This window comes from Desulfonatronum parangueonense, assembly GCF_054656975.1.
The window spans coordinates 3,495,169-3,517,502 of the sequence record NZ_BAAHXH010000003.1 but is presented as its reverse complement, the minus strand read 5'-3'; the positions used below and the strand labels follow the sequence as shown (position 1 = coordinate 3,517,502).

Sequence of the window (22,334 nt, the reverse complement as noted above, 5' to 3'; positions counted from 1 at the left end):
TCTCAAATAATGCATAATACAATCGCCCGAATCGACGCCAGACATCCATTCCTCATGAATAACAAACAGTTAAACCTCCCCAAATCAAGGTCTACAACGTCGATAAACGTTGATAAGCGTCGATATCTTCCAAGGCTTTTGTTGAGAGGATTGATTGATGGGCTACAGCGAAGATACTTTTCCACGGCCAGCGTGCACGTTTATCTGTTCAAGGACCGGCTTGAAATCGTCAGACCCGGCGGCCTGCCCGCCGGAATGACCGAGGCCGATCTCGGCACGAAGAGCATCCCGCGTAATCCCTCGCTCTTTGCCATGCTGCACCGCATGGAGGCGGTGGAACACATCGGCTCCGGCATCAAGCGCATCCGCAACCTCTGCCGTGAGTACGGGGTTGCCGAACCGAAGATTGAGGTGTCGGAGCATTGGTTCACCATGGTTTTCCCACGTCCGGATTTGCCGGAGGGCGGTGAGCAGGCTGGAACTTGGGCGGAAGGAGGTCGAGACCAGGTGAAAGCCCAAGCGGACCAAGTTGGGCCCAAGTCGGGACCAAGTCAAAAAGGAAGAGAAAGCAATGCGACCCAGTCATCGACCCAGTTGCCGACCCAGTCGTTCGGTTGCTGCGCGAACTTTAGCACGGGGAGAAATCATCAAGCGAACTGCGAGAGGCATTGAATCTTCGCCATCGGCCCACGTTTCGCAGCAATTACCTACACCCGGCCCTTGAAAACGGCCTGATCGAATTAACCATGCCCAAAAAGCCCACCAGCAGTAAACAGAGATTCCGGTTGACGGCCAAAGGCAAGCAGGTGTTAGGGGGGGACGAGGAATGACCTCGACCCCTTACACCGAAGACACCCTTGTCCAACAAACCACTGCCGAGTTCATGGAGCAGGAACTCGGGTGGAAGTCCGTTTATGCATACAACAACGAGGACTTCGGACCAAATAGTCTTTTGGGGCGTGCCTCGGATCGGGAGGTGGTGCTGGTCCGCACGTTGCGGGTCAAGCTGGTGGAACTGAATCCACGTTTGCCGGATGTTGCCTATGACGAGGCCGTGCGCCAGATCACGACCACCAGTGCGACCCAATCGCTCCTGGCGACGAACCGGGAGAAATACAACCTGTTCCGGGACGGGGTGCAGGTGGGCTTTCGGAATGCCAAGGGCGAATTGGAACGCCAACGGTTGCGCCTGTTCGACTTCAACGAGCCCTTGAACAACGACTTCCTTTGCGTGCGCGAGCTGTGGGTGCGCGGGGATCTGTACCGTCGCCGGGCCGATATCGTGGGCTTTGTGAACGGCCTGCCGCTGCTCTTCATGGAGTGCAAGAACGTCTACAAGGACCTGCAAACCGCCTATGAGCGCAATTACAAGGACTACCTGGACACCATCCCCCACCTGTTCCACCACAGTGCCCTGATCGTGCTGGGCAACGGCATCGAGGCCAAATTGGGCTCCCTGGGCAGCCCGTACAAATTTTTCCACGACTGGAAGCGTTTGGACGAGGGCGAGCCGGGCGTCGTGGATATGGCTACCCTGCTCATTGGCGTTTGCGCCAAGGCCAATTTCATGGACCTGGTGGAAAACTATATTCTTTTCGATGAATCCGTCGGGCAGGCCAGGAAAATTCTGGCCCGCAACCATCAGTTCCTGGGCGTCAACCGGGCGGTGGCGGCTGTTCGCGACAGGGAGGCCAGGGATGGAAAGCTGGGGGTATTCTGGCACACCCAGGGCGCGGGCAAGAGCTACTCCATCGTCTTTTTCACCCGCAAGGTGCACCGCAAGCTGGGCGGCAACTTCACCTTCCTGGTTTTGACCGACCGAGAGGATCTGGACACGCAAATCTACAAGACCTTTGCCGGCTGCGGCGTGGTGGATAGCGACCGTGATCCATGCCGGGCATCCAGCGGTGATGATCTCAGGCAATTGCTGGGCCAGCACAAGTCCCATATTTTTTCGTTGATCCAAAAATTCCACAAGGATGTCACCCCGGAAGAGGGGTACACCTTGCGGGACGATCTTATCGTGATCACGGACGAGGCCCACCGGACCCAATACGGCACATTGGCCCTGAACATGCGCAATGCCCTGCCCAATGCCGGCTACATCGGGTTCACCGGCACGCCGCTGTTCACGGACGACGAGATCACGCGGCGTGTGTTCGGCGATTATGTCTCGACCTACGACTTTCAACGGGCCGTGGAGGATCATGCCACGGTTCCGCTGTACTACGACGCCCGGGGAGACAAGCTGGGCGTGGCGGTCAATGACCTGAACGAACGAATCGCCGCGAAACTGGAAGAACTGGAAATCGACGCCATTGATGTGGAGCAGCGCCTGGAGCGGGAACTGAAGCGGGACTACCACATCATCACGCATGGAGATCGGCTCAACCAGGTGGCCCGGGATTTCGTTCTCCATTATTCCTCGGCCTGGGAGTCCGGGAAGGCCATGTTCGTCTGCATCGACAAGATCACCTGCGTCAGAATGCATAAACTGATCGAATTCTACTGGGATCAGCGCATTCGTGAGCTGGAAAAAGAGCTGTCTTGCGCAGCGGACGAGCAGGACGAACAGTACCGGCTCCGTCAGATCGAGTGGATGCGCCAGACGCGCAGGGCCGTTGTGATCAGTGAGGAACAGGGCGAAGTGGAGAAATTCAGAAAGTGGGATTTGGACATAAAGCCGCACCGCCGACTGATCAAGGAAGGCATGGACCTGCCCGAGTCCATGCGCGGCCTGCCCCAGTACAGGAATATGCAACGGCTGGCCCTGGACGACGCCTTCAAGGAGCCGGAACATCCTTTCCGGATCGCCATTGTCTGCGCCATGTGGCTGACCGGCTTCGACGTGCCCTGCCTCTCCACCCTGTACATGGACAAACCGCTCAAGGCGCACACCCTGATGCAGGCCATCGCCAGGGCCAACCGCGTTCACGAAGGCAAGAACAACGGTATGGTCGTGGACTACTGCGGCATTCTGAAGAGTCTGCGTAAGGCGCTGGCCACATTTGCCGGGAAAAGCGACGGCGCAGGCGATACGGGCGGGGAGATCAACCCGACCAGGCCGGGCGAGGAGTTGCTGGCTGAGTTGGCCGAGGCCATTGGCTTTGTGCGGACATTTCTCGCTGAACGGGGAGCCTCTCTGGACGATATCATCAGGCAGGGAGGTTTTGACCGCAACGCGGCCATTTTGGCGGCCAAGGAGGCGGTCAACGAAAACGACGAGACCCGCAAGCGGTTCGAGGTCACCTGCCGGGCCGTTTTCGTGAAATTCAAGGCCTGCATCAATGAAAAAGGCGTAAACGCCCATCGGGCGGACCGCGATGCGATCAATGTGATCTACAAAAGCCTCCAGCAGGACCGTGAGGAAGCGGATATCACGGACATCATCCGGAAATTGTACGAGGTGGTGGACAAGGCCATCAAGGTGCGGCCGACTCCCGCGACAGAAAACACGGAACCCTATGATATCAGCAAGATCGACTTTGACAGGCTGCGCAGGGAATTTAAACGTATCCGGGCCAAGCGAACCACTGTTCAGAACCTGAAAGCCGTCATCGAACTCCGCCTCCAACGTTTGCTCCGGCAAAATCCGCTGCGCACGGATTTCCAGAAACGCTACGAAGAAATCGTTGCCGACTACAACCGGGAAAAGGACCGGGTAACCATTGAGCAGACGTTCGAAGAACTGATGCGGATTATTCGGGATATTGACGATGAAGGGAGCCGGGCCGTTCGTGAAGGCCTGGATGAAGAGTCGCTGGCCCTGTTCGACCTGTTGCGCAAACCGGAGCTTTCGGCCCAGGAGATCAAACGGATCAAGTCCGTGGCAGTGGACCTCTTGCAAACCGTCAAGAACAGGATCAGCATGATCGAAGACTGGGAAAGCCGGGAAGCGACCAGGGACAGTATCCGTCTGACGATCCGGGATTTTCTGTGGAGCGACACAACCGGCCTGCCAGCCGACCACTATTCCGAGGACGACGTGCTTGCCAGGGCCGAGGAGGTCTATCGTCACGTCTATCGCGTCTATCCGACTCTGCCTTCGCCCTTCTATGAATTCCGGGCTGCATGAGTTCGTGGGGATATCCCCTGCTTTGACCTGATGGAATGTCGCTGTATAGTCAACCAACCTCTTCAATGACAAAGGGCGGCGTCACGATTTGTTGCTCCCTGTCAGGGTCATCGAATGCTGCTTGCGTGCCCCGGCCATTCTGGCGAGAATGCCCTCCAGATGATCGGTTCGGTGGGCATAGGTATGTTCGGAGAGCATGCGCCGCAGTGCCGCGTCGCCGATGGACTTGGCCCGTTTCGGCGACAGATCCTTGAGGATGTCCACGACATCTTCGCCGTTGCGGGCGATGAGCACTTCCGTGTCCGGCTCCAGAAACAGCTCGATGCCCTCCCAGTGATCGGTGATCAGACATGCCCCGGCACCCGCGGCCTCGAAGACCCTGGTGGCCGGGGAGAATCCCGTGCGGGCCATGCTGTCCCGGCTGATGTTCAGGACCGCCTTGGGTGACGCATTGAAGGCGTTGTGATCCCTGGTATAGACATGGTTCATGTACCGGACGTTGCGGGGCAGCTGCTTGTCCGCCCATCCGTTGCCCCCCAGGATGAAATCACTGTCAGGAAGCCGTGCAGCCGGCTTCAGGAAAAACTCCTCCACCCGCGCCTCCCGGTCCGGAAGCCGGTTGCCGAGAAAGGCAAGATCGGCCTGAAATCTGGCTTCAGCCGAGACGCGGTGATGGGTTTCCGGATCCAATGCATTGTAAATGGGAATGCACTCCTGGGCTCCGAAAGCCGTATAGGCATCGACCACCGGCTGTCCTCCTCCGTAGGTGAGTATAGCATCGTAGCGCGGCACAAGGTCACGGAAAGGATCATGCGGATTTTCCTCCATCCGCTGGAGTGTGGCCGGAGCGTCCACATCCCAGAAGACGCACGCCTGTTCCCTGCCCCGACCATGCAGAATCTCAGACTCCAGTAATTCATCGAACACGCCCACCCCGCTGGCCTTGATCAGAATGTCGGCATCCATGGCCCTGCGCACCATTGCCAGAACCGTCTGTTCCTCTGGCTCGTAAACCACTACTTCCGCCCAATCCGGATCGGGCAGATCCCGGTGTTTCTGCCGCTCGTAGGCGTCAGGTTCATAAAAACTTACCCGGTGCCCCTTCCTGTGGAGCTCCTTGATGATCCCCCGGTAATAGGTCGCCGCGCCGTTCCAGTATGCGGACACCAGGCTGGAGCCGAAGAAGGCGATGTTCAGGGAGAGTTGATTCATGAGTGGTCGTACCTCGCGGCGGCTTAATCGCGCTTTTCGTAACTATTCAGCATATCACTTATTTGGTCGTTCACCTGCACTGGATTCCGGCCTTCGCCGGAATGACTTGTTGCGGTAAGCTGTTTCCACGTTAGTCATGCCGGGGAACGCCGGCATCCAGTCCAAATCATCTCGGCTGAGCTGAAATACTTACCCACTTTTCTTCAGGACCTGAGCTGGTCCAGAATCACCAGCAGTTCATCAACCCTGTGGGCGCAAGAATGCCGACTCCGAATGGTTTGCAGGCCGTTTTCAGCCAGGGCGCCTGACAATTTGCCGTCATCCAGGATTCTCGAAAGATGCATTTTCATTTCCTCCTTGTCCCTGGCTACAAGATAATCCTTTCCCGGAGCGAACAGATCCTCCGTGTCCTGCCAGGGCGAGCAGACCAACGGGATGCCGCAGGCCAGGGCCTCGAAGGGCCGGATGGTGGGGATGCCGGGCAGGGTTTCGACATAGGGCTTGCGGGGTACATGCACCGTCACTTTGTACTGGGCGAAAACTTCAGGAACCCTGTAGTTGGGCAGCCAACCGCCGTACTCGATTCCCGCGTCCGACAGCGCTTGCAAGGCGTGCTCCGGGTACCTGACACCGTAGACCCTGGCCTTGAGGTTCAGCTCCCGAACCGGAACGATGAGGAACTCGAACAGCTCCCGCGTTCTCTCCTCGTCGCCCCAGTTGCCGATCCAGACCAGATCTCCGGCAGGCGTTCCATTCTCGCGGGGATAAAAAACAGCGGCATCCGCCGCTTCATGCCAGGTCCAGGCGTGTTTGGCCCATCTGTTGGCGAGATATTTGTTCCGGATCACCTCGCCGAACGCGAGCACGCCGTCATAGGCCAAAAGATCATACCCGCTGATTCCCTCCTGATCCGTCATGGATCTGTGATGCGTGTCGTGGAACAACAGAACGTACTTTCCGCCGGAGGCCTTGTGGCGTCCGATGGCGTTGACCACGGACAACTCGTTCCATTCATGGACAATGACCAGGTCCTGGTCCTCAAGAATCTTTTCCGGCTCCAGGCTGCCGGGATCATAAAAAATGCTGCGCAAGGAAGGAAAAGAATCGTTGAACTCCGCAACAGCCTTCTCGCCCGCGGTTTGCAGCAGATTGCGCAGGCTCCAGTTGTTTTCCGGCTCATAGATCGAGACATCATGTCCGCGCCTGACCAGCTCCGATGCAACTCCCCGCAGGAAGTGCGCATTGCCGTGATTCCAGTCCGAGATCAGGGAGTGGTAAAACATGGATATTTTCATGGATTTCCCAGCATGCTTTGCAAGTAACTGTTTCAGTATGCTACTGCTGTTGCCGAGTTGAATATCGGAGTCGGTATCGGTATCGGAATCGCTATCGAAAGCGAAGCCATGTGGAGGCTCCTCAACGTTTTAGAATCGATTCCGACCCCGATTCCGACCCCGATTCCGACCCCGATTCCGATTGTCGGAGGCAGATCGCACAAGGTGTGCTGAGTAGATACACAATGTTTAGGCAATAAGCTCATGATACAGCCTGATATAGCGCTCGGCCATCCGGTCCGAGGAGTAATGTCGCGCCTTTTTGACCGCCAGCTTTCGACGCTGCGCCAGCAGTTCCGGGTCCGCGATCAGGGTCTTGAGATGGCATTCCAGTTCATCCGCATCATCGGGACGGAAATAGATCGCCGCATCGCCCCAGATCTCCCGCAGGGTGGGAATGTCGGCCAGGACCAGCGCGCAACCTGAAAATGCGGCTTCCAGGGCTGAGAGCCCGAAAGGCTCGTACTTTGCCGGAAGCACGTAGATGGGCGTCCTGCTCAGAACTTCCCGTATCTTGTCCCGGTCCAAACGCCCAATGAAAACTCCGGCGCCATCCTGGCCATCCTCGGCGCCATCCTCGGCGCCATCCTGGTCCACGCTTCCCGCAATCCGCACCGGCCACGCTATTCTGCCGTGCATTAACGCCAGGGCCTGCAGATTCTTGCCCTCGTCCCAGATCCGACCCATTCCGAACACCAAGTCCTGCTTTTCCTTGATCTGATAATCGGTTGGATCAAGTCCGTTATGGATTATTCGGGTCTGCTTGAACGGGCCGTACAGTGCGACCATGTCATCCAGAAAAGCGCGGCTGACGCTCACGACCATGTCCGCGTTGCGCAGACCCGCTCCGACCTGGTCGTAATATGTTTTCCATTCATCAGGCGGTTCTTCGCCCTTGACCGACCTCCACCAGGTGAAGACGCAGGAATGGGCCACCATGAACACGGGAACGTGCCGTTCCAGTTCTCCGTGGACATAGTTGTTCAGGTGGACGAGGTCCGGCTCAAGGCGGGCCTCCAGTTCCTTGAGCCAGTTTCCGGCCTTTGCAACGTCCTCCCAGGGATCGGCCATCCACTCCAGCTTGTAGCTGCTTGAATGGATGTGCAGGTTCCGGATTTTCGCCGCAAACAGCGCCTGGTCAGGAGACAACGGCTTGCCCATGCATGCCAGGTGGACCTCCACGCCGTATGGGGCAAGCGCCCTGCTCAGTTCGCAGGCATAGGTCCACACCCCGCCGATGGTGTCCGTGGTCATCAGAATCCGCATCAGGCCGAGGGGTAAGGATGAAGAAAAGAACCGGACAAATCAGCCTGCACCATGATCAACCCCTGCCATAGACTGCATCAATAACTCGTGCCACATCCACATAATGAAAGGCTTCCTCACTGAAATCACTGTTTCGTGACAATTTTACGAGCCAGTCCACCGTGGTTCTGCCTCCCCAGTCATCAGGACCATTGCTGATCATTTGTGTGGATGTTCCGTGAAATTGATGGGCGACGAAATCGTAGAAGGAGCCGTCGATGTTGACGAAAGAAACGCCGCCATTTTGGCCGTAGAATTTCGCCTTGATCACGGCATCGCGTCCGGCCGGCAGGTTCCAGGAGCAGGCAAGACGAACCGAAAGGGCACTCTCGAACAGCAGTTGAGCGGAGACGTAATCCTCCACGGCGCTCTCTCCGGGCGCCAGCACCCTGCCTCGCGAGAAAACATGGCTCTGGACGGCGGTCAATCGCGGCGAATCGAACAGCCACAGGACAAGATCAACCAGATGAATGCCCAGGTCGATCAGGCAGCCGCCGCCGGAAAGTTCCGGGTCATAATACCAGGGTTTGTCCGGCCCGTATCCATTGTGGAAGACGAGATCCACGGCGTAAATTTCCCCGAGCTCTCCGGAATCAAGAACCTGTTTCACGGCTTGGATGGTGCGGGTATGGCGGTAGGAAAAGTCGACTCCCAGCAACTTGTTGTTTCTTTTGGCTGCATCGACAACTTCCTTGGTTTCCCGGGCATTCCTGCCCAGGGGTTTCTGACAGAAGACAGCCACGCCCGCATCCAGGGCCTGGATGCACTGCCGCGCATGCAGGGCGCTGGGTGTGGCGATGATCACGCCGTCAATGTTTCGGCTGGTCCATTCTTCTTCGTTGTCGAGAATACGAGCCGTGGAAACCATTTCCCGCGCTTTAGCGCACAACTGCGGGTTGATATCCTGGATCCAGACGATTTCCGCGAGATCGCTCCGGACCACGGCCTCCATCCTGTTCCGGCCGATCCATCCGACCCCCGCAAAGCCCAGCCTGATTTTTTTCTTCATAGCCAATGTCATATCAGCGATACTTCACGATTGCCTTGACAAAACCCGGAGGCGCGGCGGCGTGAACCTGAAACGCTTTCTGAATGTCATCGAAGTCGAACTGGTGCGTGAAAAGAGGGAACGGATTCATCCGGCCGCTGACCACCGCATTCATGGCCTTTTGGATCCCGGTCACGTATTTGCGAGGGTCCCGTTCATGGGCGTTGATGATATCCAACCCCTTCCAGTTCCAAAGCTGAACATTGACCTGGCGCAGGCCGTCCTGGTGATAGCCGGCGATGATGATCTTCCCCCTGATCGCGGCCAGTTCTCCGGCGAGATTCAGGGGGCCTTCCTTGCCCGTGGCCTCGATCACCTTGTCGCAGAATCTGCCCCGGGTCAGAGATTCCACCTTTTCCACGATCCTCTCGTCGTCCAGGCTGATGGTTTTTTGCGCTCCGAAACTTCTGGCCATGTCCAGGGAGGAGGCGCGACGGGAAATGGCGATCACTTCGGCTCCGGCATTTTTGATCAATTGGGTCAGCAGCGATCCGAGAAAGCCGATTCCGATCACGGCGACGCAATCCCCAGCCCGGATTTCGCTGCGTTCAAAGATGTTCCAGGCACAACCCAGCGGTTCGCCGGGAAAAGGGCGGTTGTGAAGCTGCTTTGAAAGTACGGTCACGTTTTGGGCATCCGCAACGTCATATTCGGCATAGGCGCGGTAGGACACCACCGCGACTTTGTCTCCGACCCGCGGCACCCGGACTGCATCGCCAACTGCGGCAATCTCGCCCCAACCCTCATGCCCAGGAGATCCGGCCTCTCGCGGATACGTAAACCAGTCCCTGCCCTGCCATACGGGAAGATCCGAAGCGCAGACGCCGCACCCTTCCATGCGGATCAAGACTTCATTCGGGCCCGGCTTTGGAATGGGCCTGGACTCGAGAACGATGCTCCCTGGCGCCGAGATGACCGCCGTCTTCATGCTCATCGTCAATTGGCCAGCTTTTGATACGGTTGACGGATCCGGTCCCATGCAGGTGGCCATTTCGCGGGATGGACCAGATTGCGTACCGGCTGCGCCTCCTTCAGCCACCGATGGAGCATGGGCACGCCCTGACCTGCTGGTATTCGCGGTTTCCAGCCGGTTAAAGCCTGGAATTTGCGGCAGTCCGCGACAAAATACTTCTGATCGCCTTTTCGCCAGTCGCCATATTCCACGTCCACATTGGTCCCCTGAAGCTTTTCGACGACCTGGATCAGCTCCCGAAGGCTGATGCTGTTTTCCGTCCCGCCGCCGATGTTGAATGCCTGCCCTGCCAGCCGACTCATGTTCTTGACTGCCAAGTCGAAGGCCCTCAGCAGGTCGTCCACGAACAGGATGTCCCGGACCTGCAGACCATCTCCGTAGATGACGATGGGTTCGACCTTCAAGGCGCTCAGCAGAAAATGGGCAACCCAGCCTTGATCCTCGGTGCCGCATTGGTGTCGGCCGTAGATGCAACTCATCCGGAACACCACGGCCTTGATGCCGTATGTCCGCGCATAATCCAGAACGTACGAATCGGCGGCGCCTTTGGAGCACCCATAAGGGCTATGGAAGTCCAGCGGCCTGTCTTCATCAATGCCGTGGGCCGCATACTTCTTGTCCCGGGGCATGTAGCGGGACGCGGCGGTCTGCATGGGAATGTCTTCGAGGGCGCCGTAGACCTTGTTCGTTGAGGTAAAAATCAATGGCGGCGGGTGGTCCGCCTTGCGCACGGATTCAAGAATGTTGAGGGTTCCCCGGGCATTGACGTCAAAATCGCCCGCCGGATTTTCGCAACTTGTGGTGACAGCAACCTGGGCGGCAAGATGGTAAACCTCGGAAGCCACGTTCACCAATTGTTGTATGGCGTATTCATTTCGGATGTCCGCGACTTCAACGCCAAGCCGGCCCGTATTCATTCGGCGTAGCCACAGCACGTTGTCTTCAACGCCGGGACGCGACAGATTGTCGAGGATGGTGACCTGCGCGCCCTCCCGCAGCAGTTTTTGAACAAGATTGGTTCCGATGAATCCGGCGCCTCCGATCACCAGTGCATGTTTTCCGGAGGTGGTCTCGACCGATGCCCGGTACGGTTCGGCCAGTTGCCGGCTGTTCCTGATGTTCTTGATTCCCTGCGCCGCCAGCAGCCTGCAAAGCAACTTCTTGTGACCATGCTTCCCGATCAGACCAAAATGGTATTCCCGCTCATCGAGATGAAACCCGTTGACCGTCGGCAGCCCCGGATCCAAATCGTTCAGGCTGTACCAGTAGACACGTTGGACCGGGGCTTCGAGAGCATCGAGAAAGGTCCGCAGCTGCTGTTGCTCGTCGTGCTGCCACGTGGAAAATCCGGCTTCCGTCACCCAGATTTCCTGATTCCCTCCGTAACGGTCAACAACCTTGCGGATTCGCTCCGCGTTCTTTGCCCATCCTTCCCACACCGGGTCGAAGACATTGGGAAATCCGTGAAAGCCAACGGCATCCACATACTGCATCACCCCGTTCTGGTACATCATTTCCAGCCAGTTCGGATCCACCGGACTCATCCCGCCCAACAGGGTTTTCTTTTCCAGCCGCCGCATCCAGTAGGCGGCCTTGCCGATCATCTCGGAAAAAATGCTCCAATTCTGGTCAAAGGTGAAGTCGTATTCAGCACGATTGTTCGGTTCGTTCCATAGTTCCACCCATTCGAAGTACCCGTCGAATCTGGTGATCATGACGTCAAGAAAGTCCGCGTAGTCTTTCGGGTTTTTCGGAGGAGAAGAAGCCTTCGGCTCTATCCCGAGGGAAGGCGGCGTATACAGGAAACAGGGCAACATGTTCATCTTCCGACAAATGGTGGGGACCAGCCAGTCGAACCATTGCCGGCCACCTTCAGCATGGTAGTCGGCCCAGGAGATCCCCGTCCTGATGTGCTCAAAGGAGAGCGCCGACAGCTCTTCCAGTGCTTTTTCCACCTGCTCGTGCTCGCCGACCCGGAACCATTCGACGATTCCCACGGCTTGAGGCGTTACATGGCCTTGGGACGTCCTGTTCGGGAATGGAGATGTCTTCATGATGTTCCACGCAGTGCTAGATGGTCAGGCCTCGGGCAGCGAGTTCGGTTCCCGCATAGTCCACCCTGTCCACGGCCAATTGCGGATCGAGCCAGGCCGACAACTCTTCCAGGCCCTCTTCCAGCGAAACCTCGGGCTGGTACTTCAGGATCTTTTGGGCCTTGGAGATGTCCGCGAAACAGTTCCTGATGTCTCCGACGCGGTACTTGCCGTTGGTGACCGGCTCGATGCCGGGCTTGTCCAACAGGTCGCACATCCGTTGGGCTATTTCGAGAATCGTATAGCTTTGGCCGCTGCCGATGTTGAAGACCTCGTGTTCCGCCGCGGCCGTTTCCAAAGCCAGCCGGCATGCCCGCGCCACATCGAGAACGTTCACGAAATCTCTTCGCTGCAGGCCGTCCTCAAAGATCAGCGGCGGGTTGTCGTTCAGCAACCGTGAGGCAAAGATCGCCAGTACGCCGGTGTAGGGATTGGACAGGGACTGCCGGGTTCCGTAGACGTTGAAGAATCTCAAGGCCACAGTTGGAATGCCGTATGCTTTCCCGCACAGGAAGCACATGGTTTCCTGATCGTATTTCGACAGCGCGTAAATGGAGGCAAGAGACGGTTTTTTCGATTCCGGGGTCGGCAGAGGGCGCAGCGTTTCGCCGGCACGATTCTTCAGTTCCCAATCGCCCGCCCGGAGCTGGCGAAGTGTTCTTTCCGCATCTTCATGCAGCGTTTTGTCCTCGCCAGCGTACAGCCCTTCTCCGTAGATGCTCATGCTCGAGGCCACCACCAGCCTGGCCACAGGACGGCGCATCAGGCATTCCAGCAGCACGGCGGTGCCCATGTTGTTCACGTCCGTGTATTTCCGGATCTGATACATGCTCTGTCCGACACCGACGCAGGCCGCGAAGTGGAAGACAGCATCCATGTCCTTCAGGGCTTGATCCACAATTTTCGGGTTTCGGACATCGCCATGCATGAATTCCACATCATGGAGATGAACCTGCCGTGCTCCATTGTTGCCGTGAACCTGCTCCACAAGGTTATCCAGCACACGAACCTTGTAGCCGTGCCGAAGCAGTTCGTCGCACAGATGCGAACCGATAAAACCGGCTCCGCCTGTTATCAAAATGTTCTTGCTCATTTTCGCCTCACATGGGTTGCGCCACGGGCCTGATCACCAGATTGTTCACGGCCACGCCAGGGGGACGACTGATGGCGAAGCACACGGCTTCCGCGACATCATCCGGTTCCAATGCACCCCAACCGATGCTTTCGGGAGTTTGATCGCCATGGATGATGTTCACAAAAAAGGGGGTATCCACCACACCCGGAGCAACATTCGTGACCCGAATCACCGGCTGGACTTCAAGCCGCAAGGTTTCGGCGATCATGTCGATGGCGGCCTTGGTCGCGGCGTAGACGCCGCCGCCTATGTACGGGCGTCGTGAAGAAACCGAAGAAATGAACACGATGTCTCCGTGACCCTTTTGGAGCATTCCCTCCAGAAATCCCCGGACGATCCGCAGCGCCCCGAACACATTGATCCGGAAAATCATTTCCCAGTTTTCCGGATCACCTTCCTTGAGCAGTTCGTGAATCCCGCGGCCGGCGTTGCAGACAATAATGTCCGGAATACCCAGAGAATCGCCGACATCATTGATGAAGCCGCACACCTGCACCGGATCGGCGATGTCCACCTGATAAAACGCCGCTCCTTGGATTTCTTCCCGCGGCACGGCAATGTCCGCGAACGCCGTCACAATTCCTTCGTCACGGAATTTCCGGACCAGGCTGTTCCCAATTCCCGAGCTTCCGCCGGTGACGACCGCGGTCCGTCGGTCGTTGGAATCCGATTCACGCATCTCAATCTTCCATCTTCGTGAGATCCTTGTTCGCCGGTCCGTTGATTACCTTGCCGCGGCTGTCATAGCGCGACCCATGGCACGGGCAGTCCCAGGACTTCTCCAGGCTGTTCCAGCTCACGACGCATCCCAGATGCGTGCACCGGGCCGAGAGCTTATGCGCCGTTCCCTGCTCGTCGCGGTAAACCGCCATCTTCTTCAGGCCCTGCCGCAGGACCGCCCCTTCGTTGACCGGGATTTTTTCCAGAACATCCATGCTCTCACCCGCGGACAGATCCTTTACGAAGCGGGATGCGACGTTCAGATTCTCCTCGGTCCATTTGTTGAGCGCGCGCAGTGTCCTGCGAGAGGGATCATACAGTTTGGCCCACGGATTCTGTCGTTCCATGACCAGATCCGTGATCAGCATGCCGGCAATGGTGCCGTGGGTCATGCCCATGCCCGTATCTCCCGTGGCAATGTAGATATTCTGAAAACCTGAAGGGTTGCGGCCAATGAAGGCAATGCCGTCAACCGACTCCATGACCTGTCCCGACCACCGGAACTCCACGCTCTCCAGCATGGGAAATCGTTCCCGCGCCCAGGTCTCGAGACGGGCATGGCGCTGCGTGCCGTCGTCGAACTGCCCGGTCTTGTGGTCTTCGCCGCCCACGATCAGCAGGTCGTGTTCGCCGTTTTCACCAGTAACGCCATGGATACGCACATAATGATACGGATCCTCAGTGTCCCAATACAACGCCCGCTGGACCGATCCGCGGGGGATGCGGGCGGCGACCACATAGGTTGTGTACGGGGCCTGTTTGGTGTGGATCGTTACGATGTCGTTGATCGGGGAGTTGGTGGCAATGACGATGGACGCAGCGGAAACCGTCTGCCCTGCATCCGTGCGAACATATGCCGAGGAGCCGCCCTTCATGTCCGTCACTCTTGTTTGGAGAAAGATTCGACCGCCAAACCGCTCAATGGCTTTGGCCAATCCGGCAAGATATTTCAGGGGATGAAACTGGCCCTGATCGGGAAACCGCAGGCATGGGCCGGTTCGCAAGCCTTGTGGTGGCGAATCTTGCAGCAATTCCACGCCGGTCAAACCCGCCCGATGCGCTGCCTTCAATTCCAACTCAAGTTCCTGTTTGGATTCGCCGGGAGAAGTGAAAAGGTAGCCATCCACGCGCTCGAAATCACAGTCGATGGCTTCCTCGGAGCTGACCTGCCCGATGCGCTCAATGGCCGCGGTATGGCTTTGCGCTGCGATTTTGGCGCCTTCCTCTCCGTGGAGTCGCTCGATCTGATGGTACCCGCCGTCGATGGCATTGGAGAGATGAGCCGTGGTCCGCTGGGTCATGCCGCCGCCGATTTGTCCCGCATCGAGAACGATAACGGACTTGCCCTCCCGGGCCAGGAGATAGGCTGTGGTCATGCCGGCTATGCCCGCACCCACGACGCAGACGTCCGTTTGCGTATCCGCGGTCAGAGATTTTGCATCCTGTGCTTTCGAGGATTGCCGGCCGATCCTGAACGATGTTTCGCAACTCGCCTTGATATCCTCGCCCTGATGTTCAGCCTTGGGAAACCGAGCGACGTGAACCCCCTTTTGGGGCTGTTCCGCGAGAGGGCGATCTTCCTGAACCTCAGGCGCGTCCATCCATACGGATCGTGTTGTTTGAGATGAGGAGCTCATATTGTTCTCTTTACCTGATTTTATAGTTTGAAATCCGTAACTATTCAGCACATACTCTGTGATCACTCGCCAGAGTTGGATTCCGGCTTTCGCCGGAATGAGGTATCATACCACGTCCTTTCCAAGTTAAGTCATGCCGACGAAGGCCGGTATCCAGTCCGATTTTCTCGGATGAGCTGAGTAGTTACTGAAATCCTTGTATTCGATTCGACCCAACCCATTTTGCATCAATGCGTCAAGCAACATCCAAACAAAGGAGGTGCGTTGATATGATCGCATTATTGTACCTGAGTTCAACGGGCGGATGAGAACCAACAACAGGCAACAACAGGACACAAATGGAATTTTTAAGAACACATATTATGATTTTATTGATACTGTTCGGTACGAATTGGAACAATAAGGGGAACTACCTATTTTTTTCCTTCAAAACCTTTAGATGAAGAACATCCGTTTCATGAAAGACTGATGCCGAAATAGGTGCGCTCAGTTGGGAGGCATGCGCTGAGGACGAAGGAGAGATGGTCCGTGATTTGTCCGTCTGACGAATCTATGGACACCGCGGAATTTGGGAGATGAAATTGAAACGGGCTGGACGCATTTGATTGCGCCCAGCCCGTTGATTGGTCCGAAAACGGTTCAGTGAATGTGAAACAGGCAACGGTCCCCGGCTGGAAGCTGGTGAACGAAGTTGTTTGAACTACTCCTGCGTGGCGATCCTGCCGCGAATCAAACGGATACGACTGGATTCGCCGTCTTTGAAGGTGCTGTTGACGATGGCCAGCTCACCATTATGGTTCACGGCCAGCTTGTTCATGAACATGCCCTGCTGACTTCCGTTGAAGCCCAACTCCGGATCATCCGTTCCGGGAACGATCACCGGCTCGACAAAAGTCCGGCCATTGTCTTCGGAAAAGGTAAAGCCCAATCCGCTGGGATGCGTGAATCCTTTTTCCGGAAAGATTTCCCAGAGAACGTAAATGTTGTCCTGGCCGTCCAGCGCCAGGGAAGGAAAACCGGCGCCGGCGAAGGTTTCCGTGTGGGCCTGGGAAATTTCCATGGGTTCGGGAAACAGGCCGTCGTTTACGGATTGCGAGTATCGAATGTGCAGGCCCTGTAACGGTCCAAAGGGGCCCTCGGTGTAGGCGATGTGCACGGTTCCTTGGTCGTCCGCAACAATTTTCGGTGCATCGGAGAATCCGTCACTCGGGACGATAAACCGGTGCTCAGCGAAAAATGATCGGCCATGATCCGTGGATCTGGTGTATCGAATATCTGCTGCACCTTCCTCCCCCACGGACCACGCCAGATGGATCACGCCGTCCGGACCGACACTCAGGCTGGGGCCCCGGGCCGGCGGGTCGCTGCGACCACCCGCGATCAGCAATGATTCGGAAAAATTTCTACCCTGATCCGTTGAATGGCTGAAGCGCAGAGAGCCCTCAAACTCGGTCCAGACGACATAAACATGTCCCTCGAGGCCTACAGCCAGGTCCAGACTGCCATTGAACCAGATATCCCGGGAAAGACGCCCCTTGCCGGCTCCGGCAATGGTATTGGAAAGATTCAGCGGTTCGGAAAAGGTGCGTCCGCCGTCTTCGGACCGGGCGAAGAGGATGTCCCCTCCATGGGAACCGCCGGAGAAAATAATCTCCTGCCAAAGAACATGCACAGTTTCCGGTTCGCCGCCGGTCATGATCACCCGGGGCAGCCAGGAAAAAATGTCCGGACTTTGGGATACGTTCACCGGCTCGTTGAAGCGCGGTTCTCCGTCAGGGCCGTATACCTGAAAAAAAAGATCCTGCCGGGCCTGATCGATCCAGACCACACCGGCCTGACCGTCCTCCGTGAGCGCCACGGACGGGTCGTCCACGAAGCGCCAGTCCGACTCGTTCATCTTCCAGGGCCCACGAAAGGCCTCGCCTTCGGCCACTTCAATGGGATCGTCCCATTGAATCCTCTGCGCGTCTCCCCAGGCTGGAACAGCCATGAAGATCGCAATGACGAACAGGAGCAAGGCCGGCAACACGAAAGACAAGAGCCCATTCAACGCGTTCCGTAAGGTCAATAATTCCTGAGAAGAGATAAATCTTTGAATTTGCATGGTTAACCTCCCTTTCTCGTTGGCTATGCCGCTGGATACCATCTGACTGCCCTTTTGTACTTGATTTTTGAACAATCTGCCGTACAAGAATCTTTGCAACTATTCAGCACTTACGTCGCATGACCATTCTCCAAACCTGGATTCCGGCTTTCGCCGGAATGACGAATCGCAGCAAACCTTTTTCTTGTTAGCCATACCGGCGAAGGTCGGCGCTGACGTTATCCAGGTCTTTTCTCCGGCACTGCTGAGTGGCTACTGATCTTTTTGAGCGACAGTAGAAAAATACGGCGGGATCAGGCAAAGGCAAGAGAAAGCGGATCAATCTTGCCGCAACCACTTCTGTCGTCTTGGATGTTTGAGCCGGCTTGCATATCATTGGAAAAGTGCGGCAGGCGGCCGACATCATAATTCCGGAGGCATCCCATGGCTCGACTTCTGATCATCGCAGGTTGCCTGCTCATCGCCCTGGGACTCGTCTGGCAATATGCGCCCTGGCTTTTGAACTGGTTTGGAAAGCTCCCCGGCGACATCCGCTACGAGTCCGGGCGCAGCAGGGTTTTCATCCCCATAACGTCCATGATTCTTGTCAGCATAGTGATATCGGTGCTGATCAACCTTTTTTTCAGGCGATGAACCGTTTGTCCTGAAGAAATCGTAGCATTTCATCAAGTTGGAACCGGCCTTTACCGGGAAGTTCCTGACCAGATGTCCCCCGGCTCTGGAAAATGAAATCTGAGCCTGTCCCAAAGCCTTGCCCCGGCCAACGAGCAAACTCCTGACGCGCCGGCTTCGCACGAATCAAAATCAACGTCGTGCCGATGCTCTCACATCGGGGAGGCGTGCCACCCTACGAAAACCAAGACAACCTGACATTCATTTTCTGGCTGGACTTTTCGCGCCCCTTGCGGTTCACTGTCATTTCATGCCTCATGTCGAACGCTCCAGCCCTCCAATGAGCCCACCAGGGCAGGTAACAAACCTGCCGTTCCCTGCGCACCGGCTGCTTGCTACGGTTCTCATGCTGGGCCTCGTTTCACAGCTGGCCCAGGTAGTTCTGTTGCGGGAACTGCTCATGGTCTTTCAGGGCAACGAGCTGTCCATCGGGATCATCCTGTCCTCCTGGCTGGCCTGGACTGGAGCGGGCAGCTGGCTTGGCGCCAAAATCGCGGAACGGATCAAACATTCCCAGTGGCCGCTGACCATCAGCGCCGGCTGTCTGGTTCCCGTCCTGCCGGCAACTATTGCCCTGATCAGAAATCTGCGCGGGTTCTACGACGTTCTGCCAGGCGCCTACCTTGGGCTGAGCGAGATTGCCCTTTCCTGTTTCCTGGTCATGGCGCCGGCCTGTTTGCTCCTCGGGGCGCAATTTGTCTTTCTCGCCAGGATCTGGCGGGAACGGGACAAGACCTTGGGCGCTTCCGGGGCAAGCAAGACCTACATGGTCGAAGCCGTGGGCAACATGACCGCGGGCATCTTGTTCACCTTCGTTCTGGTCCGGCTGCTGAACCCGTTTCAGATCATCACCCTGGCAGCCCTGCTCATGACCGCGGCAGCCGTGTTCCTCCACCGACACGACTCGGTCATCTCCAGCAAGAGTCGCGGTATCGGCTTGTTCGGCCTCATGTTGGCTGCTTTACTGCTCAGCGGCTTGGTTTCCGCTCTGACCCATGTGGACCGCTGGACCGCTGAGATGCAGTGGCGGCAGTTTGCCCCGGATCATGAGCTGGTGGAAACCCGCCCTTCACCACACGGCGCTATTGCAGTCCTTCGCCGCGACGATCAGTTCAGTTTCTTCCAGAGCGGTCATCTGATTTTCAGCACCGCCGGTCTGGAGACGGCCCTGCCGGGACTGGAGGAACAGGACGCCGTGACCGCGGCTCATCTGGCCATGGTCCAGCACCCCGCCCCCGAACGCGTCCTGCTCATCGGCGGCGGACTTCGCGGCATGCTCGCGGAAATCCTCCGGCATCCGGTTCGGGAGCTGGACTATATCGAACTGGACCAGGTGCTCACCGATACGGCCCGGCGCTATGCACCGGCCAGGACTTTCGAGGCCCTGGAACACCCCACAGTGCGCATGATCCACATGGACGCCCGGCTCTTCGTCAGGTCAGGTTCCGCGGACGGCTACGACATGATCATCGTGGATGCTCCGGACCCGGCCACCGCGGTTCTGAACCGCACCTACACACGGGAATTCTTCCTGCAGGTCAGGAATCTGCTCGCCCCGGACGGCGTGCTGGCCATTGGCGTCGCCTCCACGCCGGATTTGAGGGGGCGAGCCATATCAAACCGCAATGCTGCGATCCATCATACCCTGAGCGACGTATTCAGCCATGTAGTCGCCGTGGGTGAACGCCAGCTCCTGTTTTTCGCCACTGATGAACGGGACAACGTATCCACGGATCCCCGGCTGCTGCAGGAGCGCTTTGAGCAACGTGAAATCACCGCTGAAGGTTTTTCGGGCCTGCACTACCATCTTCTGCTGCACGACCCGACCCTGCGCCGGATCAACTGGATCTTGCGCCACCACGGACGCAGCCCGGGCGCCCACTTGGACGGACCGCCGGCTCCGCCCCTGCTTCCTGGCCCCCTGGAGACGCAGATCCAGGCCCAGGACGCTCTGCCCCCGGTAAGTGAGCGTTTCTTCATCAACTCCGATTTCCGGCCCATAGCCTATTTCTACACGTTGATGTTCTGGAACGAACTGACCCGGACCGGAACCAGGAACACCCTGGAACCCGCACTCCATGTTCGCCCCTGGTGGATCCTGCCGATGCTGCTGCTTCCGGCCTTGGCGGTACTGGCGCTGACTTTTTCGCGAGCTGCGAATCAGGCCGGCCTGAAGAGCGCCGTGCACCTTGCCGCCCTGACAACCGGCATGTCTACCATGCTGATGCAGGTAGGCTTGCTCTTCGCCTTTCAGAGCATATATGGCTTCGTATATGAGACCGTGGGCCTGATTGTGGCCGTGTTCATGTCAGGTCTGGCCATGGGGACGTTCCTGGGACAGCGGTATGTGCTTAAGGCATCAGACGAAAACCCATTCAAACCCCGCGCTCTTGCGCTCATCCAGTTCGGCATTGCCGGACTTGCCTTGACCGTTGCTCTGCTGCTGCCCCAAATCACGGAGCTTGCCGCTCCCTTGGCAGTGTTGACCCTGTTCGCGACCCTGACCTTCACCGCCGGGTTGGCGGGCGGAATTGACTTTCCTCTGGCCGCGGCCTGTTCCACGGCCTTGACCGGAAGGCCCGAACACTCCGCTGGGCGGATTTATGGCCTGGAACTGACCGGAGCTTGTGCCGGCGCAGCCCTGGCCGGCGCGGTAATCGCTCCGGTCCTGGGCATTCCAGCCTGCTTCCTGCTCGCCGGGGCACTGAACGCCATGGCCGGGTTCACGCTCCTTGGAGCGCTCCTCCTCGATTCGACCCGGGGGAGCGGCCCTTTCGCCGCCATGGCCAATGAATAGCACAATACGAGGTTTTTCGCATGACAAACAAATCTTCTTCCGACTCGACCATGACCAGAAATCAATTCCTGAAGCTGGCGGCCTGCGGAGCCTGTGCACTGGCCGCGTTTCCACTCATGGGACGGACGGATCACGGGCACGCCGGAGAGATTGCTTCCTCCCAGGCAGCTCAGAGAGGTCTGGTCCGGCCGCATCCCTCGCCTTGGTTCAGTCCAGTTGCGGACGGCGACTTGCAGTGTCGACTCTGCCCCCACCAATGCACCTTGGCCGTGGGGCAGCGATCCGCTTGCCGAGCCCGGGAAAACCAGAACGGACAGGGCGTCACCCTGACGTACGCCAACCCGGCCCTGATCCAGGAAGACCCTGTGGAGCGCAAACCTTTTTTTCACGTGGTCCCAGGCAGCAGGGCCCTGTCCGTGTCCACGGCCGGCTGCAACCTGCATTGCAAGTTCTGCGAAGTCTGGGACATGGCCCTGGTCCGACCGGAGGACGTTCATGCCTACGACATGCCGCCGGAGGCGGTGGTGGCCCATGCCCGGGCAGCGGGTCTGCGCTCGGTGAGCTTTGCTTTCGGCGAACCTGTGATCTTCTACGAATACATGCTGGATGTGGCCCGGCTCGCACGGGAAGCAGGCATGCTCAACCTGCTGCATACGGCGGCCTACATCCGTCCTGAGCCGCTGCGGGAACTGTGCGAGCTGGTGGATGCCGCCAACGTGGATCTGAAGGGATTTGATCCGGAATTCTACCGGAACGTGGTCGGGGGGGAGCTGCAGTCCGTGCTGGACGCGCTGCGAATCATCAGAAAGTCCGGGGTTCATCTGGAAATCACCAGCGTCGTGATTCCCACGCTCAATGACGACATGAAAGTGCTGGGTGAAATGTGCCGCTGGATTGCCGGGGAGCTGGGACCGGACACTCCGTTGCACCTGGCCAGATTCTATCCCCTCTATCGGCTCTCGGCTTTGCCCCGCACCCCGGTTTCCATCCTGGACAGGGCCAGGGATACGGCCCGGGAAGCCGGGCTGCGGTTCGTCTATCTGGCCAAGGTACCGGGCCATGAAGGCGAGAATACGTTCTGTCCGGACTGCGACCGGGCGATCATCACCCGAGTGGGGTTCATTGTGGATCAAATGGAGGTCAGTGAAGGCCGCTGCCCTCATTGCCAGCGAGAGATCCCGGGCATCTGGGTCTAAGCGGGCTTTTATGCCGTCTCCTCACCAGTCTTA

At 57.7% G+C, this 22,334-nt stretch carries 16 protein-coding genes; 6 read left to right on the top strand and 10 right to left on the bottom strand.

The window, feature by feature from the left end; genetic code table 11:
* Positions 1-9: 9 nt before the first annotated feature.
* The 3 genes from ACYQ15_RS15780 to ACYQ15_RS15770 are packed head-to-tail and all read left to right on the top strand — an operon-like array spanning position 10 to position 4,075.
* Positions 10-672, top strand: coding sequence for an ATP-binding protein (locus ACYQ15_RS15780; RefSeq protein ID WP_459938458.1), 663 nt, complete (start codon positions 10-12; stop codon positions 670-672).
* Complete coding sequence (locus ACYQ15_RS15775) at positions 669-830, top strand: Fic family protein (RefSeq protein ID WP_459938457.1); 162 nt, start codon at positions 669-671, stop codon at positions 828-830. Before ACYQ15_RS15780 ends, ACYQ15_RS15775 begins: the two co-directional genes overlap by 4 nt.
* Complete coding sequence (locus ACYQ15_RS15770; RefSeq protein ID WP_459938456.1) at positions 827-4,075, top strand: type I restriction endonuclease subunit R; 3,249 nt, start codon at positions 827-829, stop codon at positions 4,073-4,075. The genes ACYQ15_RS15775 and ACYQ15_RS15770 overlap by 4 nt, the downstream gene beginning before the upstream one ends.
* An 81-nt stretch (positions 4,076-4,156) precedes the next feature.
* On the opposite strand, the gene ACYQ15_RS15765 is transcribed toward ACYQ15_RS15770, so the two are convergent.
* From ACYQ15_RS15765 to ACYQ15_RS15720, 10 genes are all read right to left on the bottom strand, one after another.
* Complete coding sequence (locus ACYQ15_RS15765) at positions 4,157-5,287, bottom strand: CgeB family protein (RefSeq protein WP_459938455.1); 1,131 nt, start codon at positions 5,285-5,287, stop codon at positions 4,157-4,159.
* A gap of 203 nt (positions 5,288-5,490) precedes the next feature.
* On the bottom strand, positions 5,491-6,582 hold the full coding sequence (locus ACYQ15_RS15760) for a CgeB family protein (RefSeq protein WP_459938454.1): 1,092 nt from the start codon (positions 6,580-6,582) through the stop codon (positions 5,491-5,493).
* Between the two features lie 228 nt (positions 6,583-6,810).
* Positions 6,811-7,875: a glycosyltransferase family 4 protein gene (locus ACYQ15_RS15755; protein ID WP_459938453.1), complete on the bottom strand. Its 1,065-nt coding sequence runs from the start codon at positions 7,873-7,875 to the stop codon at positions 6,811-6,813.
* 67 nt (positions 7,876-7,942) lie between these two features.
* Positions 7,943-8,935: a Gfo/Idh/MocA family protein gene (locus tag ACYQ15_RS15750; protein ID WP_459938452.1), complete on the bottom strand. Its 993-nt coding sequence runs from the start codon at positions 8,933-8,935 to the stop codon at positions 7,943-7,945.
* A 13-nt stretch (positions 8,936-8,948) separates the two neighbouring features.
* The gene (locus tag ACYQ15_RS15745; protein ID WP_459938451.1) at positions 8,949-9,908 is read right to left on the bottom strand and encodes an MDR/zinc-dependent alcohol dehydrogenase-like family protein; all 960 of its coding nucleotides are present in this window, start codon (positions 9,906-9,908) and stop codon (positions 8,949-8,951) included.
* Between the two features lie 2 nt (positions 9,909-9,910).
* Entirely contained in the window at positions 9,911-12,001 is a 2,091-nt protein-coding gene (locus ACYQ15_RS15740) for an NAD-dependent epimerase/dehydratase family protein (RefSeq protein ID WP_459938450.1), read from the bottom strand.
* 16 nt (positions 12,002-12,017) lie between these two features.
* A complete protein-coding gene (locus ACYQ15_RS15735) occupies positions 12,018-13,133 on the bottom strand; it encodes an NAD-dependent epimerase/dehydratase family protein (RefSeq protein ID WP_459938449.1) in 1,116 nt (371 codons plus the stop codon).
* A 7-nt stretch (positions 13,134-13,140) separates the two neighbouring features.
* Positions 13,141-13,854, bottom strand: a complete 714-nt coding sequence (locus ACYQ15_RS15730; protein WP_459938448.1) for an SDR family oxidoreductase — start codon at positions 13,852-13,854, stop codon at positions 13,141-13,143.
* Position 13,855: 1 nt separating this feature from the next.
* Complete coding sequence (locus ACYQ15_RS15725; RefSeq protein ID WP_459938447.1) at positions 13,856-15,532, bottom strand: FAD-dependent oxidoreductase; 1,677 nt, start codon at positions 15,530-15,532, stop codon at positions 13,856-13,858.
* 700 nt (positions 15,533-16,232) lie between these two features.
* A complete protein-coding gene (locus ACYQ15_RS15720) occupies positions 16,233-17,636 on the bottom strand; it encodes a sialidase family protein (RefSeq protein WP_459938446.1) in 1,404 nt (467 codons plus the stop codon).
* Positions 17,637-18,059: 423 nt separating this feature from the next.
* On the opposite strand from ACYQ15_RS15720, the gene ACYQ15_RS15715 reads away from it, so the two are divergent.
* The 3 genes from ACYQ15_RS15715 (at position 18,060) to amrS (ending at position 22,301) form a co-directional block, all read left to right on the top strand.
* Positions 18,060-18,269: a DUF2905 domain-containing protein gene (locus ACYQ15_RS15715; RefSeq protein ID WP_459938445.1), complete on the top strand. Its 210-nt coding sequence runs from the start codon at positions 18,060-18,062 to the stop codon at positions 18,267-18,269.
* 385 nt (positions 18,270-18,654) lie between these two features.
* Positions 18,655-21,105, top strand: a complete 2,451-nt coding sequence (locus ACYQ15_RS15710) for a fused MFS/spermidine synthase (RefSeq protein WP_459938444.1) — start codon at positions 18,655-18,657, stop codon at positions 21,103-21,105.
* Between the two features lie 20 nt (positions 21,106-21,125).
* Entirely contained in the window at positions 21,126-22,301 is a 1,176-nt protein-coding gene (amrS, locus tag ACYQ15_RS15705; RefSeq protein WP_459938443.1) for an AmmeMemoRadiSam system radical SAM enzyme, read from the top strand.
* Positions 22,302-22,334 lie beyond the last annotated feature (33 nt).

What these genes read in the sequence shown, in the direction of transcription:
- ACYQ15_RS15780 (WP_459938458.1), top strand. Translation starts at nt 10, where the DNA reads ATGCATAATACAATCGCCCGAATCGACGCCAGACATCCATTCCTCATG.
- ACYQ15_RS15770 (WP_459938456.1), top strand. Translation starts at nt 827, where the DNA reads ATGACCTCGACCCCTTACACCGAAGACACCCTTGTCCAACAAACCACT.
- ACYQ15_RS15765 (WP_459938455.1), bottom strand. Translation starts at nt 5,287, where the DNA reads ATGAATCAACTCTCCCTGAACATCGCCTTCTTCGGCTCCAGCCTGGTG.
- ACYQ15_RS15760 (WP_459938454.1), bottom strand. Translation starts at nt 6,582, where the DNA reads ATGAAAATATCCATGTTTTACCACTCCCTGATCTCGGACTGGAATCAC.
- ACYQ15_RS15755 (WP_459938453.1), bottom strand. Translation starts at nt 7,875, where the DNA reads ATGACCACGGACACCATCGGCGGGGTGTGGACCTATGCCTGCGAACTG.
- ACYQ15_RS15750 (WP_459938452.1), bottom strand. Translation starts at nt 8,935, where the DNA reads ATGAAGAAAAAAATCAGGCTGGGCTTTGCGGGGGTCGGATGGATCGGC.
- ACYQ15_RS15745 (WP_459938451.1), bottom strand. Translation starts at nt 9,908, where the DNA reads ATGAGCATGAAGACGGCGGTCATCTCGGCGCCAGGGAGCATCGTTCTC.
- ACYQ15_RS15740 (WP_459938450.1), bottom strand. Translation starts at nt 12,001, where the DNA reads ATGAAGACATCTCCATTCCCGAACAGGACGTCCCAAGGCCATGTAACG.
- ACYQ15_RS15735 (WP_459938449.1), bottom strand. Translation starts at nt 13,133, where the DNA reads ATGAGCAAGAACATTTTGATAACAGGCGGAGCCGGTTTTATCGGTTCG.
- ACYQ15_RS15730 (WP_459938448.1), bottom strand. Translation starts at nt 13,854, where the DNA reads ATGCGTGAATCGGATTCCAACGACCGACGGACCGCGGTCGTCACCGGC.
- ACYQ15_RS15725 (WP_459938447.1), bottom strand. Translation starts at nt 15,532, where the DNA reads ATGAGCTCCTCATCTCAAACAACACGATCCGTATGGATGGACGCGCCT.
- ACYQ15_RS15720 (WP_459938446.1), bottom strand. Translation starts at nt 17,636, where the DNA reads ATGCAAATTCAAAGATTTATCTCTTCTCAGGAATTATTGACCTTACGG.
- ACYQ15_RS15715 (WP_459938445.1), top strand. Translation starts at nt 18,060, where the DNA reads ATGGCTCGACTTCTGATCATCGCAGGTTGCCTGCTCATCGCCCTGGGA.
- ACYQ15_RS15710 (WP_459938444.1), top strand. Translation starts at nt 18,655, where the DNA reads ATGCTGGGCCTCGTTTCACAGCTGGCCCAGGTAGTTCTGTTGCGGGAA.
- amrS (WP_459938443.1), top strand. Translation starts at nt 21,126, where the DNA reads ATGACAAACAAATCTTCTTCCGACTCGACCATGACCAGAAATCAATTC.